The sequence below is a fragment of the Teichococcus deserti genome (assembly GCF_001982615.1).
Lineage (GTDB): Bacteria > Pseudomonadota > Alphaproteobacteria > Acetobacterales > Acetobacteraceae > Pseudoroseomonas > Pseudoroseomonas deserti.
In genome coordinates, this window is the sequence record NZ_MLCO01000141.1 from 13,188 (window position 1) to 29,930 (window position 16,743).

The 16,743-nt window shown below is 71.3% G+C and carries 16 protein-coding genes and 1 riboswitch; of the genes, 3 read left to right on the forward strand and 13 right to left on the reverse strand.

All coding sequences use genetic code 11. The features are described 5' to 3' along the window. Positions 1-60 precede the first annotated feature (60 nt). Together metE and metF are read left to right on the forward strand one after the other, a co-directional pair. Positions 61-2,373: a 5-methyltetrahydropteroyltriglutamate--homocysteine S-methyltransferase gene (gene metE / locus BKE38_RS14875; RefSeq protein ID WP_106409223.1), complete on the forward strand. Its 2,313-nt coding sequence runs from the start codon at positions 61-63 to the stop codon at positions 2,371-2,373. A 22-nt stretch (positions 2,374-2,395) separates the two neighbouring features. Continuing rightward, complete coding sequence (gene metF / locus BKE38_RS14880) at positions 2,396-3,337, forward strand: methylenetetrahydrofolate reductase [NAD(P)H] (protein ID WP_076958121.1); 942 nt, start codon at positions 2,396-2,398, stop codon at positions 3,335-3,337. Here metF and BKE38_RS14885 read toward each other — a convergent pair. From BKE38_RS14885 to nikA, 9 genes are all read right to left on the reverse strand, one after another. Beyond that, positions 3,306-3,746 carry a pseudoazurin gene (locus BKE38_RS14885; RefSeq protein ID WP_076958081.1) on the reverse strand — a complete coding sequence of 147 codons (441 nt, stop codon included), beginning with the start codon at positions 3,744-3,746 and terminating at the stop codon, positions 3,306-3,308. The two genes, metF and BKE38_RS14885, sit on opposite strands and share 32 nt — an antisense overlap. Positions 3,747-3,758: 12 nt before the next feature. Then, the gene (locus tag BKE38_RS14890) at positions 3,759-4,523 is read right to left on the reverse strand and encodes an ABC transporter ATP-binding protein (RefSeq protein WP_076958082.1); all 765 of its coding nucleotides are present in this window, start codon (positions 4,521-4,523) and stop codon (positions 3,759-3,761) included. Further along, positions 4,520-5,578, reverse strand: a complete 1,059-nt coding sequence (locus BKE38_RS14895) for a FecCD family ABC transporter permease (RefSeq protein ID WP_408887426.1) — start codon at positions 5,576-5,578, stop codon at positions 4,520-4,522. Before BKE38_RS14895 ends, BKE38_RS14890 begins: the two co-directional genes overlap by 4 nt. Beyond that, positions 5,575-6,609: an ABC transporter substrate-binding protein gene (locus BKE38_RS14900; RefSeq protein ID WP_076958083.1), complete on the reverse strand. Its 1,035-nt coding sequence runs from the start codon at positions 6,607-6,609 to the stop codon at positions 5,575-5,577. Before BKE38_RS14900 ends, BKE38_RS14895 begins: the two co-directional genes overlap by 4 nt. Before the next feature lie 32 nt (positions 6,610-6,641). Beyond that, positions 6,642-6,840: riboswitch (cobalamin riboswitch) on the reverse strand. Further along, entirely contained in the window at positions 6,835-7,626 is a 792-nt protein-coding gene (locus tag BKE38_RS14905; RefSeq protein ID WP_076958084.1) for an ABC transporter ATP-binding protein, read from the reverse strand. (Overlaps the previous riboswitch by 6 nt.) Continuing rightward, complete coding sequence (locus tag BKE38_RS14910; RefSeq protein ID WP_076958085.1) at positions 7,623-8,384, reverse strand: ATP-binding cassette domain-containing protein; 762 nt, start codon at positions 8,382-8,384, stop codon at positions 7,623-7,625. Before BKE38_RS14910 ends, BKE38_RS14905 begins: the two co-directional genes overlap by 4 nt. Continuing rightward, a complete protein-coding gene (gene nikC / locus BKE38_RS14915) occupies positions 8,381-9,196 on the reverse strand; it encodes a nickel ABC transporter permease subunit NikC (RefSeq protein ID WP_076958086.1) in 816 nt (271 codons plus the stop codon). Before nikC ends, BKE38_RS14910 begins: the two co-directional genes overlap by 4 nt. After that, on the reverse strand, positions 9,193-10,131 hold the full coding sequence (nikB, locus tag BKE38_RS14920; RefSeq protein WP_076958087.1) for a nickel ABC transporter permease subunit NikB: 939 nt from the start codon (positions 10,129-10,131) through the stop codon (positions 9,193-9,195). The genes nikC and nikB overlap by 4 nt, the downstream gene beginning before the upstream one ends. Positions 10,132-10,136: 5 nt before the next feature. Continuing rightward, positions 10,137-11,699 carry a nickel ABC transporter substrate-binding protein gene (gene nikA, locus BKE38_RS14925; RefSeq protein WP_076958088.1) on the reverse strand — a complete coding sequence of 521 codons (1,563 nt, stop codon included), beginning with the start codon at positions 11,697-11,699 and terminating at the stop codon, positions 10,137-10,139. Positions 11,700-11,772: 73 nt separating this feature from the next. Here nikA and nikR point away from each other — a divergent pair, with 73 nt between their 5' ends. Further along, positions 11,773-12,198 (forward strand): nickel-responsive transcriptional regulator NikR, encoded by a 426-nt coding sequence (nikR, locus tag BKE38_RS14930; RefSeq protein WP_076958089.1) that lies wholly within the window; start codon positions 11,773-11,775, stop codon positions 12,196-12,198. Positions 12,199-12,204: 6 nt separating this feature from the next. Here nikR and BKE38_RS14935 read toward each other — a convergent pair whose 3' ends face one another. The 4 genes from BKE38_RS14935 to BKE38_RS14950 form a co-directional block, all read right to left on the reverse strand. Next, positions 12,205-12,972 carry a hypothetical protein gene (locus BKE38_RS14935; protein ID WP_076958090.1) on the reverse strand — a complete coding sequence of 256 codons (768 nt, stop codon included), beginning with the start codon at positions 12,970-12,972 and terminating at the stop codon, positions 12,205-12,207. Between the two features lie 171 nt (positions 12,973-13,143). Continuing rightward, the gene (locus BKE38_RS14940) at positions 13,144-15,642 is read right to left on the reverse strand and encodes a diguanylate cyclase (RefSeq protein ID WP_076958091.1); all 2,499 of its coding nucleotides are present in this window, start codon (positions 15,640-15,642) and stop codon (positions 13,144-13,146) included. 125 nt (positions 15,643-15,767) lie between these two features. Further along, positions 15,768-16,265, reverse strand: a complete 498-nt coding sequence (locus BKE38_RS14945) for a VOC family protein (RefSeq protein WP_076958092.1) — start codon at positions 16,263-16,265, stop codon at positions 15,768-15,770. Further along, entirely contained in the window at positions 16,258-16,686 is a 429-nt protein-coding gene (locus BKE38_RS14950) for a VOC family protein (RefSeq protein WP_076958093.1), read from the reverse strand. Before BKE38_RS14950 ends, BKE38_RS14945 begins: the two co-directional genes overlap by 8 nt. Between the last annotated feature and the right edge of the window lie 57 nt (positions 16,687-16,743).

Genomic DNA, 16,743 nt, shown 5'->3' on the forward strand with positions numbered 1-16,743 from the left:
GGAAGCCCGCGGGCGGGCGCGCGCCCGGCTGGCTCCGCGCCCCAAATGACAGGTGAGGTCATGACTGTCTCGGTCGCCACGCTCGGCTTTCCTCGCATCGGCCCGCGCCGCGAGCTCAAGACGGCGCTGGAGCGCCACTGGTCCGGCAAGGCGTCCGGCGCCGAGCTGCTGGACGTGGCCGCCACGCTGCGCGGAAAGGCCTGGGCGATGCAGAAGGCGCTGGGCGCCGATATCGTCCCCAGCAACGATTTTTCCTTCTACGACCATGTGCTGGACACCAGCGCCATGGTCGGCGCCATCCCCGCCGCCTATGGCTGGCAGGGCGGCACGGTCGACCTGGACACCTATTTCGCCATGGCCCGCGGCGCCCAAGGGGAGGCGCATCACGACTGCGGCGCCGGCTGCACGCACAAGGCGATCGACGTGCCGGCGGCCGAGATGACCAAGTGGTTTGACACCAACTACCACTATCTGGTGCCGGAGTTTTCTGGCGGTCAGCGCTTCGCCCTGTCCTCCACCAAGGTGATCGACGAATATCTGGAGGCCAAGGCGCAAGGGGTGGTGACGCGCCCGGTGCTGCTGGGGCCGGTGACCTTCCTGAAGCTCGGCAAGGTCGATGCGGCGCAACGCGCGGCGCTGCTGCCGGGGCTGCTGGCCGTCTATCTCGAGGTGCTGTCCCGCCTGGCCGCTGCCGGCGCTGGCTGGGTGCAGATCGACGAGCCCTGCCTCGTGCTGGATCTCGACGATGCCGACCGCGCGCTGCTGACCGAGGCCTATGCGGTCCTCGCCGCCCAGGCGCCGGCGGCGAAGCTGATGCTGACCACCTATTTCGGCGGGCTTGGCGACAATCTGGCGACGGCGCTGTCGCTGCCGGTGGCGGGGCTGCATCTCGACCTGGTGCGGGCGCCGGGGCAGCTCGACCTGGTGCTGTCACGCGCGCCAGCCTCGCTGCTGCTGTCGCTCGGCATCATCGACGGGCGCAATGTCTGGCGTGCCGACCTGGAAAATCTGGCGCGTCGCCTGGCCCCGGTGGCGGCGCAGCGCGACATCGTCGTCGCGCCGTCCTGCTCGCTGCTGCATTGCCCGGTGGACCTGGCGCAGGAAACGGCGATCGACCCCGAGATCGCCCGCTGGCTGGCCTTCGCCGTGCAGAAGATCGAGGAGCTTTCCGTTCTTGCCCGTGCGCTGAACGAAGGCCGCGACGCCGTCGCCGACCAGCTCGCCGCCTCGACCGAAGCCGCCGAGGCGCGCCGCACCTCGCCGCGCATCCACGACCCTGCCGTCGCCGCCCGCCTGGCCGCGGCGACGCCGGCCATGGCGCGCCGCCGCTCCGACTTCGCCGCGCGCCGCGGGCTGCAGGCCGAGGCGCTGGGGCTGCCGGCCTTCCCGACCACCACCATCGGCTCCTTCCCGCAGACGGAAGCCGTGCGCAAGGCGCGCGCCGCCCATGGCAAGGGCGCGCTGTCCGACGCCGATTACGACGACTTCCTGCGTGCCGAGACGGCGCGGACGGTATCCTGGCAGGAGCAGATCGGCCTCGACGTGCTGGTGCATGGCGAGTTCGAGCGCAACGACATGGTGCAGTATTTCGGCGAGCAGCTGTCCGGCTTCGTCTTCACGAAGCATGGCTGGGTGCAGTCCTATGGCTCGCGCTGCGTGCGGCCGCCGATCCTGTTCGGCGACGTCTCCCGCCCGCAGGCCATGACGGTCGGCTGGTGGCGCTATGCCCAGGGCCTGACGCAGCGGCCGATGAAGGGGATGCTGACCGGGCCGGTGACCATCCTGAACTGGTCCTTCGTCCGCGACGACATTTCTCGCGAACTGGCCTGCCGCCAGCTGGCGCTGGCCATCCGCGACGAGGTGGCCGACCTGGAGCAAGCCGGCGCCCGCATCATCCAGATCGACGAGGCCGCCCTGCGCGAAGGTCTTCCCCTCCGCCGCGGCGACTGGCAGGGCTATCTCGATTGGGCCGTCGAAAGCTTCCGGCTGACGGCGTCGGGCGTCGCCGATGCCACCCAGATCCACACCCATATGTGCTATTCCGAGTTCAACGACATCATCGCCGCCATCGGCGCCATGGATGCCGACGTCATCTCGATCGAGACGGCGCGCTCGAAGATGGAGCTGCTCGGCGCCTTCGCCGACTACCGCTACCCGGCCGAGATCGGGCCTGGCGTCTACGACATCCACTCGCCGCGCGTGCCGCCGGTGGAGGAGATGCTGGCACTGCTCGACGCCGCCCGCGCCCGGCTGTCGCCGGACCAGCTCTGGGTCAATCCGGATTGCGGGCTGAAGACCCGCAAATGGCCGGAGACCGAGGCCGCCCTGATCAACATGGTCGCCGCGGCGCAGGCCGCCCGCGCGCAGGCCTGAAACGGAAAGACGAATGAGCAACATGACCCGGGTGACGCCGGTGCTGGAACGCTGGCTGGGGGGCGAGCGCTTCGCCCCCCTCCCCGCCCGCGACGTGGCGCAGCCGCTGCCGCTTCTGTCCTTCGAATTCTTCCCGCCGCGCACCGAGGCGCTGGACCAGCAGCTCTGGTCCTGCATCGAGCGTCTGGCGCCGCTGCGGCCACGCTTCGTCTCGGTGACCTATGGCGCCGGCGGCACGACGCAGGAACGCACCCATGCGACGGTCGCCCGCCTGGCGCGCGAGACCGACCTCGTCCCCGCCGCCCACCTGACCTGCGTCGGCGCCACGCGCGAGGCCATCGACGATGTCGCGCGCGGCTATTGGGAAGCCGGCGTGCGGCATATCGTCGCGCTGCGCGGCGACGCGGCTCCGGGCACCGACTATGCCCCGCATCCCGGCGGCTATGCCTATGCCAGCGACCTGGTCGCCGGGCTGAAGCGGATCGGCGATTTCGAGATTTCGGTGGCCGCCTATCCGGAGGTGCATCCCGGCGCGTCGAGCCCGGAGGCCGATCTCGACAACCTGAAGCGCAAGCTGGATGCCGGCGCCACGCGGGCCATCACCCAGTATTTCTTCGACACCGGCACCTATCTGCGCTTCCTCGACCGGTGCCTGGCCGCCGGCATCACCGCGCCGATCGTGCCGGGCATCATGCCGGTCTCCAACTTCGCGAATGCAAAAAAGTTCTCGGCGATGTGCGGGACCAGCGTGCCGGCCTGGCTGGCCGAGCTGTTCGAGGGCACCGACGATGCGCCGGAAATCCGCCGCATCGTCGCCAGCATCGTCGCCGCCGAGCAGGTGCGCACCCTGCAGGCCAACGGCATCGACGAGTTCCATTTCTACACGCTGAACCGGCCGGAGCTGACCCTGGCCATCGCGCATGTGCTGGGCGTCAGGGCGCCGGCTTCGCCTCCGCCCGGGTGATGATATCTGCAAACCGCTGACGCACGCGCGGCGGCAGGCTCTGCGGGACGGCAGCGGCCGAAGGCTTCTCCGTCCCCACCTGCACCAGCATCACCATGCCCATGGCGTAATGCGGAATGCATTGGATGCCGTAGAAGCCGGGCGTGGTGAAGGTGACCTCGATCTCCTCGTTGATGCGGCCGCGCACCGTCGCCGCCCCCTCCGGCCAGAAGGAGGGGATGGTCGCGGCGTTGTGCGAGACATGCGTCGCGATGAACTTCACCGTGTCGCCCGGCGCGATCTGCAGATAGTCGGGCTCATAGACCATGCCGCCGGTGTCGTTGCGGTTCAGCATGCGGACCTCGTGCATCTCGGCCATCGCGGGGCGGGCCAGCAGCATCGCCACGCCAAGCGCCATCATCAGTCGCATCGGATCAAGCCTTCAAGCCAAGGGTTGGAAACGCAGGATCCGGCTGCCATCGGCCGGATCGATGAGGAAGCTGGCGCGCACGCCGAAGACGTCGCGCAGCAGATCGGGCGTCAGGATGTCCGACGGCGCGCCCAGCGCCACCAGCCTGCCGCGATGCATGACGCCCAGGCGGTCGCAGCCCATCGCCTGGTTCAGGTCGTGCAGCGCGATCACCGTGGTGACGCGGAGCCCCGCCACCAGCCCCAGGATGCCCAGCTGGTGGTGGATGTCGAGGTGGTTGGTCGGCTCGTCCAGCAGCAGGATGCGCGGCTGCTGGGCCAGCGCGCGGGCGATATGCACCCGCTGCCGCTCGCCGCCCGACAGGGTGATCCAGTCGCGCGCCGACCGGTCGGCCATCTCGACGACATCGAGGGCGCGACGGACGATGGCGTCGTCCTCGGCACCCCAGGGCCGCAGCATCGACAGAAACGGCGTGCGGCCGAGCTCCACCGCGTCGCGCACGGTGATGCGGTCGGCGGTTTCCGCCTGCTGCTCGACCAAAGCGAGGACCTGCGCCACCTCGCGCCGGCGCATTTCCGTCAGGGGGCGACCGTCCAGCAGGACACGGCCGGCGCTGGGCGCCAGCACCCCCGCCAGCATGCGCAGCAGCGTCGACTTGCCGGACCCGTTCGGGCCGATCAGGCCGAGCCGCTCGCCGGGGGCCACGCGCAGCGCGACATCCTGGACGATCGCCTGGCCGCGGGTCGACCAGGACAGGCCTTCTGCTTCGAGCCTCATCGCGCAGGCCTCCGCCGCACCAGGATCAGCGCGAAGACGGGCGCGCCGACCAGCGCGGTGACCACGCCGATCGGCAGCACCTGGCCGGGCACCGCGATGCGCGAGACCACGTCGGCGCCGATCAGGAACAGCGCGCCGATCAGCGCCGAGGCCGGCACCAGCCGCACATGCCGCACGCCCACCAGGAAGCGCGCCGCATGCGGCACCACCAGCCCCACGAAGCCGACGGAACCCACGATGCTGACCATCACCGCGGTCGCCAGCGCGGCCGCCAGGATCAGCAGCGCCTGGATGCGCTTCACCGGCACGCCGAGCGACAGGGCTGAATCGGCGCCGAAGGTGAAGGCGTCCAGCGCGCGCGCCTGCCACAGGCAGACCAGCGTCACGGCCAGCGCCACCGGCACCGCCGCGCCGACATTGTCCCAGCGCGCGCCGCTGAGATTGCCGAGCAGCCAGAACATGATGCCGCGGGCCTGCTCGGCGCTGGCCGAGCGGGTGATGATGAAGGCGGTCAGCGCGTTGAACAGCTGCGAGCCGGCGATGCCCGCCAGCACGATCTGCCCCGCCGCGCGCGGCCCGGCGCCGCCGCCGGAAGCCCGCGCCAGCAGCGCCACCAGCAGGAAGGCCGACAGCGCCCCGCCCAGCGCGCCGGCGGAGAGCGAGATCGCCCCGGCGCCGAGGCCGGCCACGGTGACCAGCACGGCGCCGGTGGAAGCGCCGGCGGAAATCCCCAGCAGATAGGGTTCCGCCAGGGCGTTGCGCAGCAGCGACTGCAGGATGACGCCGGAGACCGCCAGCGACGCGCCGCAGCAGGCGGCGATGATCGCCCGCGTCAGCCGGTAGTTCCAGATGATGCCCTGGTCGATGCGGTCGATCGCATAGCTCGCGCCAAAGATCTTGTTGGCCAGGGTCTGCCAGACGCTGGCCACCGGGATGGCGGTCTCGCCGATGCAGACCCCGGCCAGGATGGCGCCGGCCAGCACCAGCGCGATCCAGCCGGCATGCCAGGCGAAGCGGGCCGCCAGCCTCGCCAGCGGCCCGGCGACGTGGCTCACTGCCGCAGCTTGGCCATGGCCTCGGTCAGCGCCTCCAGCCCGCCGACCAGGCGGATGGTGGCCTGCATGGCATGGGCGTCGAGGATGACGATGCGGCCTTCGCGCACCGCGGTCATCTCGCGCGTCACCGGGTCGGCGCGCAGGAAGGCCAGCTTCTTCTCGACGTCGTCGGCGGGGAAGCGGCGGCGGTCCATGCGGGCGATGACCAGCACCGAGGGATTGGCGCGGGCGATGCTTTCCCAGCCGACCGTTGGCCATTCCTCGTCCGACTGCACGACGTTGCGCAGGCCGAGCGTCCGCATCATGTAGCCCGGGATGCCCTTCTGGCCCGCCATATAGGGGTCGAGGTCCAGATCGGCGCTGGAGAACCAGAAGGCGGCAGAAGCGTCGGTCAGCTTCAGCGCCTGGGCGCGGGCGACGGCGGCGGCCTCGCGGGCGCGGAGATCGGCGACCAGCTTCGCGCCGGCCGACTGGCGGTCGAAGATGGCGGCCAGCTGCTCGATGCCCTTGTAGATGGTGGCGGTGGTGAAGGGCGCGGTGCGGGTGCCGTCGGCGCCGACCAGGTTGTTCTTGCCCTCGCAGTCGGAGGGCATGATGTAGGTCGGAACGCCCAGCTCATGGAATTGCGGCCGGGTGCCGACGACGCCCTGGGCGCCGATCATCCATTCGAACTGGGTGGCGACCAGGCCCGGGCGCTTGTTGATGACGGATTCGAAGCTGGGCGCGTTGTTGTCCAGCCGCGGCACGCGGTCGTTCTGCGCGGCGAACTCGGGCAGCACCGCGTTGAACCAAAGGGACGTGCCGGCCATGTTCTCGCCGACACCCAGCGCATAGAGCGTCTCGGTCGCCGCCTGGCCGATGGTCACCACGTTGCGCGGCGCCGCCGGGAAGCTGAGCGTCTGGCCGCAATTCTCGACCGTCAGCGGATAGGCCGTGGATTGCGCGGCGGTGGGCAGCGCGGCCAGCAGCCCGGCGCCCAGGAACGCGGAAAGGAAAGCGCCGCGACGAGCGCGGCCCTGCGAATGGGTCATCAAAGAATCCTCCCCGGACACCCCGCCGGATGGGTCGTTGCACGATGCCGGCAGGTCTCCTGACTGGCGGGTCATCGCCCGTCCCCGACCTTCCCGGGATCGCTCCCAGTGGCGTCTTCGGAGAGGGGCTCGCCGCCTACAGTTGCGGGGGCAGTTCCGGTTCGGGGCCCTGGCGGACCCCGGCGGATTCCCTTTTGATTCCTTTCGGAAACCGGTGCTGGTTGTCTAGCCGACCGCGCGGCCGGCCGGCAAGCGCGGGCGCGGCATCTCGGGCAGGATGGCGTCGCGGAGCGCCTGCAGCACCGGCGGCAGCGGGCCGGGGCCGAAGGGGTCGGCCACCTCGACCGGGCGGCGGTCCTGCATGACGTAGGACCGGTCGGCGAAGCCGCGCAGCAGCCGCAGGTCGTGGGTAACGAACAGAAAAGCCATGCCATGCTGGGCGCGCAGGCGGCGCAGGAGAGCCATGACGCGAGCCTGGGTCTCCAGGTCCAGGCTGTTCACCGCCTCGTCCAGCACCACCAGCCGCGGCCGGGTGGCGAGCGCGCGCGCGATGCAAAGGCGCTGCAGCTGCCCGCCGCTCATCCGATGCGCCGGGCGGTCGAGCAGTTCCGGCGGCAGGTCGACCTCGGCCAAAAGCTCGGCGACGCGGTCGCGGCTGGCCTCGCCCTGGACGGTCAGCGGCTCGGCCACGACCTCATAGCCGGTGAAGCGCGGGCTGGTGGCGGCCTGGGGGTCCTGGAACACCGCCTGGATGGCGCGGCGGGTCGCCGGCGCCATGCGGCCGCGGAAGTCGGTCAGGGGCGCGCCGTCGAACAGGATGCGGCCGGCATCGGGCCGCTCCAGCCCCAGCACCAGCCGGCCCAGCGTGCTCTTGCCCGAGCCGGTGCGGCCGAGCAGCGCCACGCATTCGCCAGTGCCGATGGTCAGCCTCGCCCCCTGCAGCACCGGATGCCGGCGACTTCGGGAAAAGATCCCGCCCTGGCGATAGCCGTGGTGGATGTCCTGCAGCTGCATCATGCGTAGAGCGCCCGATGCGCCGCGACCAAAGCCTGGGCGCGGGGATGCGCCGGATCCTCGAACAGGTTGTGGGCCGATTGCAGCTCGACGATGCGGCCCTGGTCCATCACCGCCACCGTGTCGGCCAGGCGAGCGATGACGGAGAGGTCGTGGGTGACCAGCAACAACCCGATGCCGCGGCGCTGCACCAGCGCCTCCAGCAGGTCGAGCAGCCGCGCCTGCACCACCAGGTCCAGGTCGGTGGTCGGCTCGTCAGCCAGCAGGAAGAGCGGGTCGCGCGCCAGGGCCAGCGCCAGCATCACCCGCTGCAGCATGCCGCCGCTGAGCTGTGACGGATAAAGCGACGCAATCTCCGCGGGCCGCTCGAAGCCGACCTCGGCGAGCAGGCCCTGCATCTTTTCCCACGCCGGCGCGCCGCGCAGCCCGTCGCAGGCGAGCGTCTCGAGGAAGTGGCGGCCGATGCTGACCAGCGGGTTGAAGCCGCCGCGCGGCGCCTGCTGCACCAGTCCGACGATGCGGCCGCGCAGCGTCGCGGGCTCGACCGGCTGGCTGTCCAGCGCCACCAGCCCCGCGACCCGCTTCACCCCCGGCGGCAGCAGGTCGAGGATGGCCAGCGTCGTCAGGCTCTTGCCGCCGCCGCTGGTGCCGACCAGGCCGAGCACCTTTCCTCGCCGGATGGTCAGGCTGACGTCGCGCACCAGGGCATGCTCGCCGTCATGCAGGTGCAGGGCGAGGAGGGACAGCGCGCGCGGGCTCAATGCAGGTGGTCCGGCATTCCGGGGTCCAGCCGGTCGCGCAGCGCGTCGCCCAGCAGGTTGCAGCCCAGCACGGTCAGCAGGATGGCCGCTCCCGGCAGCAGCACCAGCAGGGGCGCCGAGCGGAAGAAGGGCCGGGCATCGTTGATCATGATGCCCCATTCGGCCGCCGGCGGCGCCAGGCCGAGGCCCAGGAAGGACAGCCCTGCGACATGCAGCATCCAATGCCCGAGATCGAGGCTGGCCAGCACCGCCAGCGGCCCTGCCAGCGCCGGCAGCAGGTGGCGCCGCGCGATGGCCAGGCGCGACAGCCCGGCGATGCGGGCGGCGGCGACATGGTCGCGCGACCGCAGCGACAGGGTTACGCCGCGCACCAGCCGGGCGTACCAGGCCCAGTGCGACAGGGCGATGGCGACGACGACATTGGCGATGCCGGTGCCCAGGGCGCCGATCATGAACAGCGCCAGCACCAGGGTCGGCACGGTCATGAAGGCGTCGCAGATGCGCATCAGCACCGCATCCACCACGCCCCCCGCCAGCCCCGCCACCATGCCGACGGCGCAGCCGAAGACCAGCACCAGGACCAGGATCATGCCCACGGCGCCAAACGACGCCCGCGCGCCCCAGAGAAGCCGGGACAGCATGTCGCGGCCCAGGTGGTCGGTGCCCAGCCAATGCTCGGCCGAGGGCGGCTGCAGCCGGCTGGCCAGGTCGGTCAGGGTCGGGTCATAGGGCGCGATCCAGGGGGCGAGCGCCGCCGCCAGCAGCAGAAGGGCCACCAGCCCCGCGGCGGCCGGGATGACGAAGCGCTTCATGCCGCGCCCTCCAGCCGGATGCGCGGGTCGAGCCAGGCATAGGCGATGTCGATGACCAGGTTGCACAGCACGAAGACCGTGGTCATCACCAGGACAAAGCCCTGCAGCACCGGATAGTCGCGGTTGGCAATGGCGGTGAGCGCATAGCGGCCGAGGCCGGGCCAACCGAAGACGCTTTCCACCACCATGGCGCCGCCCATCAGCTCGCCCAGATGCAGGCCGATGGCGGTCAGCGGCGGCAGCAGCGCGTTCAGCATGACATGCCGTCCGATCAGCGTCCGGCGCGGCAGGCCGCGGGCGCGGGCGAAGCGCAGATGCGGCTCGCCCAGCACGCCGAGGACGGAAGCCCGCACCAGCCGCAGCATGACGCAGGCCGACATGGTGGCGGTGGCCAGGGCCGGCAGGATGATGCTGGACGGCCCGTCCCGCCCGATCGCCGGCAGCCAGCCCAGCGTCACCGCGAAGACCAGCACGAAGAGAAACCCCAGCCAGAAATTCGGCAGCGAGACGCCCAGGAAGGAAATCGCCCGGGTCAGGTGGTCCGGCCAGCGGTCGCGGTTCAGCGCCGCCCAGAGGCCGAGCGGCACGCCCACCGCAATGGTCACCAGCATCGCCGTCCCCGCCAGCTGCAGGGTCGCCGGCAGGTAATGCGCGATTTCTTCCAGCACCGGGCGGCGGGTGAACCAGGATTCTCCCAGGTTGCCGCGCAACGCCTCGGCCAGCCAGGCGAGGTATTGCGCCAGGATCGAGCGATCGAGGCCGAGCTCGGCGCGGGCCAGGGCGAGGGCCGCGTCCGTCGGCGGGATCTGCGCCAGGCGCAGATAGTCCAGCGCCGGGTCGCCGCGCCCCAGCCGCAGCATGGCGAAGAAGCCGAAGGAGACGAGCAGCAGCAGCGGCAGCAGGCTGGCCAGCCGCCGCAGGGCGAAACGCAGCATCGCGGTCAGCCCTGGCCGATCCGCTCGAAGGGGATGTCTGTCTGTGTCGCGCCGAAGGGCACCGTTCCGAGCTCCCGCCGGTGGACGATCTTGTTGGTCAGGAAGGAGACCGGGAAATACACCGCCTGCTCATGCAGCGTGGTCAGCAGCCAGCGGTATTCTTCCGCCCGCGTGGCCTCGTCGCTGCCGGCCAGCACGCCGGTGATGCGGCGGTCGATCTCTGCCTTCATCGCCAGGCCGCGCTGCGCCTGGTAGTCGGCATGGGCCGGCGCCCGCATCGAGCCCATGAAGGCATGCGGGTCATAGGGTGCGCCCCAGGTATCGCCGAAGATCATGCCGAATTCGCCGGACCGCTGGCGGCCCTGATAGGTGCCGGCATCCTCGCCGATCAGCCTTCCTTCGATGCCGATGCGGGCGAGGTCGCCCTGGATGGCCTCGGCGATCGCCTTCTGCAGCGCATCGCTGCCGGTGAAGCAGAGATCGAGCGCCAGCGGCTTGCCGTCGCGCTGCCGGATGCGGGCGCCAGGGGGAAGCCGCCAGCCCGCCGCCTCCAGCCGAGCGATGGCGGCGGCGCGGTCGAAGCGGGGCGCGCGCAGGCCGAGGCCGGTATAGGGAAAATTCTCGGCGAAAAGGGTCTCGGCCGCCGGCTCGGTGTCGAGCAGCACATGCTTGACCAGCGCCGCCCGATCGATGCCCTGGGCGATGGCCTGGCGCACCGCCAGCTCCTCGGTCGGGAACCGGGCGGAATTCACCGCCAGCAGCCGCGTCGCCAGCGGCGGCGAGATGGCGGTGGTGAAGCGCCGATCCGCGGCAAAGCGCCGGAAGGTGTCGCCATCCAGCTGGTCGGTGCCATAGGACAAATCAATCTCGCCGGCTTCCAGCGCCAGGGCGCGCGCATTGCTGTCGCCCACCACCCGCACCAGGATTTCTTCCAGCGCCGGCCTGGCGCCCCAGTAATCCGGGTTGCGGCGGAACAGGTCGTGCCGGCCGCGGATGGTCTCGGCCAGCGTCCAGGGGCCCGTGCCGACCGGCACGGCCAGGCTGCCATCCGGGCGCAGCGCCGCCGGCGAGGCGAAGCGAAGCGGCCGCGGCAGGGCGAGCTCCAGCAGGGTTGGGTAGTAGCCGCCCTTCAGCCGCAGCCGGACGGTCATCGGGTCGATCGCCTCGGCGCCCTCGATCCGCTCGACCAGGGCGAGCCAGGCATGGCGCGGGCGGTTGGCCAGCACCGCCTCGACATTGGCCACCACCGCCGCGGCGTCGAAGGGCGTGCCGTCGGAGAAACGCACCCCCGGCCGCAGGGCGAAGCGCCAGCTGCGGCCATCCGGCTCCAATTCCCAAGTGGTCGCCAAAGCGGGCGCCAGGCCGCCGCCCTCGACATAGCGGACCAGCGGCTCGTAGAGCATCGACTGCGCATACATCTGGTCCGGCGAATAGAGATGCGGATGCAGCGGCCCGGCATGGCTCGGCCAGGAAAACACCAGCCGCTTCCTGGCCTGTTGCGCGCGCGCCGGCCCGGCGATGGGCGCTGCCAGGACGGGCAGGCTTTGCAGCAGGCGGCGACGCAGCATCCGGCGGGTTCCTCGATCCAACCGGTATGCTAATTATGAAGAAACGTCATATCAACCGGTGGAATTGGGCCGCATGCAGCGCATCACCATCACCCTGGACGACGACCTGCTGCAGGCGGTCGATGCGCATGGCCCGCCCGGCGGCAACCGCTCCGAGACCATCCGCGATCTGATCCGCGCCGGGCTGCGCCAGGCCGAGGCCCAGCGCCCACCCGAGGGCCCCTGCGCCGCCGCCATCGCCTATGTCTACGACCATCACCGGCGCGACCTGCCGGAGCGGCTGACCAAGGCCTTCCACGACCATCACGACCTGTCGGTGGCGACGCTGCATGTCCATCTGGACCACCACAACTGCCTGGAGGTCGCCGTGCTGAAAGGCCAGGGCGCCGAGATCCGCCGCTTCGCCGAGGCGGTCACCGGCGAGCGCGGCGTCCGCCATGGCAGCCTGCTGGTGGTGGCGCCGGAAGGCGGCCACAATCACCATGGGGAGGAGGGATAGCGGCGGCTATCCGGCCGGCTGCCGCGCCGCCAGGGCGGCGGGGCGCTGCGCGGTCTCCAGCCGGATGGCGGTGATGCCGCGGTCCTGCACCAGGTGCAGCAGCAGCGCGCGCAGCAGCAGGGCGATGCCGAGCAGCTCGCCCAGCTCCTCCAGGGTGACCAGCGCGGTCATCAGCGGCGTGCGGTTGATCGCCGCCAGGTCGACGTCGCGCAGCGCGACGCCCGGGCCGGCAGCGGCATGGATCACGGCGGATTCCACCATCTCCAGCCCCAGCGCCGCCCCGGCGAAGACGGCGCCGGCCAGCAGGATGCGCGCCAGGGTGCGGCGCGGCAGCTGCCAGGCCAGCGGCAGGCAGAGCACGGCGCAAAGCCCGGCCAGCAGCAGATAGGGCAGCACCCAGCCCAGGTAGAAGACGCCGCCCAGGGCAAAGCGGCCCTGCAGCAGGAAGGTCAGCCGGTCATGGAGGGCGGCGCCCTCGTCCAGCGCCATGAAGGCCAGGCAGGCGGCGACGAAGAACCAGCTGCGCGCCAGCCGCTCGCCCGAGGCCCGGGCGGAGAGCGCGATCAGCAGCGCCGCCAGCGCCGCCGCCAGCAGCCCGGCGGTGGAGACGACGGTGGGGATCGAGGTTTCCTCCAGCATGTTCAGCACGTTGCTCAGGCTGCTTTCGCGCCCGGCGCGGGCATAGAGCAGCCGCGACAGCAGATGCCCGGCCAGCACCGCCAGGATCAGGCCGCAATGCAGGCGGAACAGACGGTCGACAGCAAGGCGCGGCATGGATGGATCCCCCCGGATGCGGCGCCCCCCGGCGGCCGCCAGGGTCTTTCCTGACCGAACAGCAATAAAACGGCAATTTATTATTCATCATCTGGACAGACTTCGACGAGGGTCCGAGTTATTTTGAAATAAAGATCAATAAATTCTCCGATAATTTGATCTGAGGGAAAATCAAACCGGTGCCACCTTCCGCCGGTTCTCCATATGGTCGACCACCAGCGCGGCGAAGGCGGCCAGCAGCCGTTCCTGCGCCGGGGTCAGCGGCGGCCGCGGCTTGCTGTCGATGACGCAGAGCGCGCCCATCCGCTGCCCCCCCTGCGGGCTGATCAGCGGCGCGGCGGCGTAGAAGCGCAGACCCGTCGCCCCGGTGACCAGCGGATTGCCGGCGAAGCGCCAGTCGGCCGCGGCATTGGTCACGGTGAAGGTGCCGCCGTCGCCGGCGATGGTATGGGCGCAGAAGCTGTCGGCGCGCGGCGTGCCGTCGCATTCCAGCCCGACGCGGGAGACGAATTCCTGCCGGTCGCGCCCGACCAGCGACACCACGGCGGTCGGCGTGCCGAAGCAGCGCGCGGCCAAGGCGGTGATCTGGTCCAGGTCGGCATCGTCCGGCCCGACCCCGGCCTCCTCGTAGCCGCGCAGCACAGCCAGGCGCTGCGCCTCGTCCGGCAGCTCTGGCGGCGGCGGCGGCGCGGGGGGCACGGTCTCGGTGGTCTCGACCCGGTTGCGGCCCTGGCGCTTGGCGACATAGAGCGCGCCGTCGGCCGCCGCCACCAGCGCCTCCGGCCCCGTCGCCGCGGCGCCCTCGACCTCCGGCTGCGGCCAGGCGGTGGCGACGCCGATCGAGACGGTGACGACGCCGGCCGGCGGGCTCTTGTCATGCTCGATCGCCAAAGCCTGGATGGCGGCACGGGCGCGCTCGGCCAGCAGCAGCGCCTCGGCGGGCTCGCTGCCGGCCAGCAGCAGCGCCATCTCCTCGCCGCCATAGCGCGCCGGCAGGTCGCCCGGGCGGCGCGCCTGCATGGCCAGCGCCTGGGCCACGGCGCGCAGCGTCGCATCGCCCTGCTGATGGCCGTAATGGTCGTTGTAGAGCTTGAAGCGGTCGACATCGAGCAGCAGCAGCGAGACCGGCAGGGCCTCGCGCGCGCAGCGGCGCCATTCGCGCGCCAGCGCCTCGTCGAAGCTGCGGCGGTTGGCGATGCCGGTCAGCCCGTCGGTGCGGGCCAGCGCTTCCAGCTGCCGCTCCTCCGCCTTGCGGGCGGTGACGTCGCGCATGACGACGATGGCGCCGCCCATGGCGCCGGTCACCGCGTCGCGAGTCGCGCGCAGCGCCACCTCGATCCAGACCTGGCCGTCGCCATGGCGCAGCCGGTGGCTGATCCGCGCCTCCTCGGCCAGGCCCAGCCGCAGCGGTTCGACCGCGGCGCCGACCATGGCGCGGTCCTCGGGCAGCACCTGCTCGATCACCGGGCGGCCGAGCAGGTCCTCGGGCGCGGCGCCGAACATCCGGCGCGAGGCCGGCGAGACATAGCGGAAGCAGCCATCGGCGCCGACGCGGGCGACGAGGTCGGAGGAATTCTCCGCCAGCAGGCGGAAATCGGCCTCGCGCTCGGCCAGGCGCCGCTCGGCCTCCTGGCGCTGCCCGGCCTGGCCGACCAGCCGCAGCCCGAGCAGCGCCAGCAGGGTCGAGAGCAGGCCGGCGACGCCCAGCCGCCAGATCGCCTCGCGCTTCCAGGCCTCCAGCGCCGCCTCGCGCCCGACTGAGACGGTCATCACCAGCGGCAGCCGGTCGCCGCGCTGGAAGGCGGTGACGCGGGCGACATGGTCGACCGGCGAGAACTGCTCGAAGGCGCCATGGTCAGCCTGCGGCAGGCGGTGGCGGAACAGCTCGGCATGGGCGAAGCTCTGACCGATCAGCCGCGGCACGAAAGGATGGCGCGCCAGCATGGTGCCGTCGGTGCGCAGCAGGCCGATGGCGCTGCCGGCGCCGAGCTCGAAGCGGGCAAAATTCTCCGCCAGCGCCTCGGCGTCGATCGAGGCCAGGATGACACCGGCGAAGCTGCCGTCGGGGGCCTGCAGCCGCCGCGTCAGCGTCACCACCCAGCGCTGCCGCCAATGGCTGAAGACCGGCGGGCCGATGAAGCGCTCGCGGCTGGGATCCGTCTGGTGGTGGCGGAAATACGCGCGCTCGGCGACGCTGTGGTCGCGCGACAGGTCGGGCAGCGAGCTGGCCAGCCAATGCCCGTCGGTGTCGTAGACATAGAAGTGGGCGCCCGAGGCGAGGCCCAGCGCGTGGCTGGCCAGCAGCTGGTGCAGCCGCTCGCGCGCCGCGGCGCCGGTGCCGTCATTGGCCAGCCGCTCGGCCAGGTCGAGCAGCACGATGTCGGTCAGCTCGAAGCTGTCCTGGGTGTGCTGCATCAGCGAGCGGGCCAGGTTGGTGGCACTGATCTCGACGGCGCGCAGCTTGACGCGGCGGTCGGACCAGATGTGCCAGCCTTCCAGCCCGATCAGCGCGGCGCAGCCGAACAGCGCCAGCAGCGCGGCGCCGGAGGTCAGGCCCCCCGAGGTCAGGCCCTTGCCCGGCCGCGCCTCCCGCCGCCGCAAGGCATGCCGGCGGCGCCAGAAGCGGAGGCGCGCGCGCAGGCGCAGGGCCGGGCGGCACGTCAGGCCCACCGCCCCGCCCCTGGTCGCGTCCCGCCAGCCCAGCCGCTCCGGCACCCGCGTCGCATCGGTCCTCGTCCAAGCACCAGGACCGAGTAGAGCGCAGATGGGTGTAGAGAGGCTTAGCGGGGGGCGGCTCACCCGCGGAAGGCCGCCTCCAGCACCGCGATCTCCAGCTTCACCATGGGCATCAGGGCTGCGATCACCCGCTCGCGCTGGGCCGGGCTGCCCTCGGTCAGCCAGCCGGGCAGCGCCGCCGGCATCACCTGCCAGGACAGGCCGAAGCGGTCGACCAGCCAGCCGCAGCGGGTCGGGCTGCCGCCCTCGCCCAGCAGCGCCCAGGCCTGGTCCAGCGCCGCCTGGTCGGCCGCGTAGAAGATCAGCGAGGCCGCCGGCGACAAGGTGTAGAAGGGCCCGCCATTCAGCCCCAGGAAGGACTGCCCCTCCAGGGTGAAGCCGGCGGTCAGCACGCTGCCCTCCTCGCCGGCCGGCAGGTTGGGGCCGCAGAGGACGATCGGCCCCAGCGCCGCCGGCCGGCCGAGGCGGTGGAAGGCCTCGACATAGAAGCGGGCCGCCGCCTCCGCCCGGCCGTCGAACCAGAGGCAGGTGACCAGCCCCTGCGGCGCCTCAGCCATTGCCTTGCGCCATGGCGGCCTTGGCGGCCTCCAGGTCCATCCACATGATTTCCCAAATGTGGCCGTCCGGGTCTTCGTAGCTGCGGCCGAACATGAAGCCGTAATCCTGCACCGGGGTCGGGTCGGGGCTCCCCCCGGCGGCGACCGCCTTCTCGACCTGGGCATCGACCTCGGCGCGGCTGTCGGCGGAGAGGCAGAGCAGCACCTCGGCCGAGGATTTGGCGTCGACGATCGGCTTCGTGGTGAACTGGCGGAACTTGTCGTGGGTCAGCAGCATGGCGTGGATGGTCTCGGAAAAGACCATGCAGGCGGCGGTGTCGTCGCTGAATTGCGGGTTCTTCACCGCGCCGACCGCCTCATAGAAAGAAATGGACTTCGCCAGATCGGTCACCGGCAGGTTCACGAAAATCAGCCTGGCCATGGCGCGCTCCCTTCGCTGTGCCTGGACGCAGGCTGCCTGCCTCGGTTAGTCTTTGCA

Excerpts from the sequence above, each read along its gene's own strand:
- BKE38_RS14885 (WP_076958081.1), bottom strand. The coding sequence starts at position 3,746 with ATGCGACTGATGATGGCGCTTGGCGTGGCGATGCTGCTGGCCCGCCCC.
- metF (WP_076958121.1), top strand. The coding sequence starts at position 2,396 with ATGACCCGGGTGACGCCGGTGCTGGAACGCTGGCTGGGGGGCGAGCGC.
- BKE38_RS14900 (WP_076958083.1), bottom strand. The coding sequence starts at position 6,609 with ATGACCCATTCGCAGGGCCGCGCTCGTCGCGGCGCTTTCCTTTCCGCG.
- BKE38_RS14945 (WP_076958092.1), bottom strand. The coding sequence starts at position 16,265 with ATGGCTGAGGCGCCGCAGGGGCTGGTCACCTGCCTCTGGTTCGACGGC.
- BKE38_RS14905 (WP_076958084.1), bottom strand. The coding sequence starts at position 7,626 with ATGATGCAGCTGCAGGACATCCACCACGGCTATCGCCAGGGCGGGATC.
- nikC (WP_076958086.1), bottom strand. The coding sequence starts at position 9,196 with ATGAAGCGCTTCGTCATCCCGGCCGCCGCGGGGCTGGTGGCCCTTCTG.
- nikA (WP_076958088.1), bottom strand. The coding sequence starts at position 11,699 with ATGCTGCGTCGCCGCCTGCTGCAAAGCCTGCCCGTCCTGGCAGCGCCC.
- nikR (WP_076958089.1), top strand. The coding sequence starts at position 11,773 with ATGCAGCGCATCACCATCACCCTGGACGACGACCTGCTGCAGGCGGTC.
- BKE38_RS14890 (WP_076958082.1), bottom strand. The coding sequence starts at position 4,523 with ATGAGGCTCGAAGCAGAAGGCCTGTCCTGGTCGACCCGCGGCCAGGCG.
- BKE38_RS14950 (WP_076958093.1), bottom strand. The coding sequence starts at position 16,686 with ATGGCCAGGCTGATTTTCGTGAACCTGCCGGTGACCGATCTGGCGAAG.
- BKE38_RS14935 (WP_076958090.1), bottom strand. The coding sequence starts at position 12,972 with ATGCCGCGCCTTGCTGTCGACCGTCTGTTCCGCCTGCATTGCGGCCTG.
- nikB (WP_076958087.1), bottom strand. The coding sequence starts at position 10,131 with ATGCTGCGTTTCGCCCTGCGGCGGCTGGCCAGCCTGCTGCCGCTGCTG.
- metE (WP_106409223.1), top strand. The coding sequence starts at position 61 with ATGACTGTCTCGGTCGCCACGCTCGGCTTTCCTCGCATCGGCCCGCGC.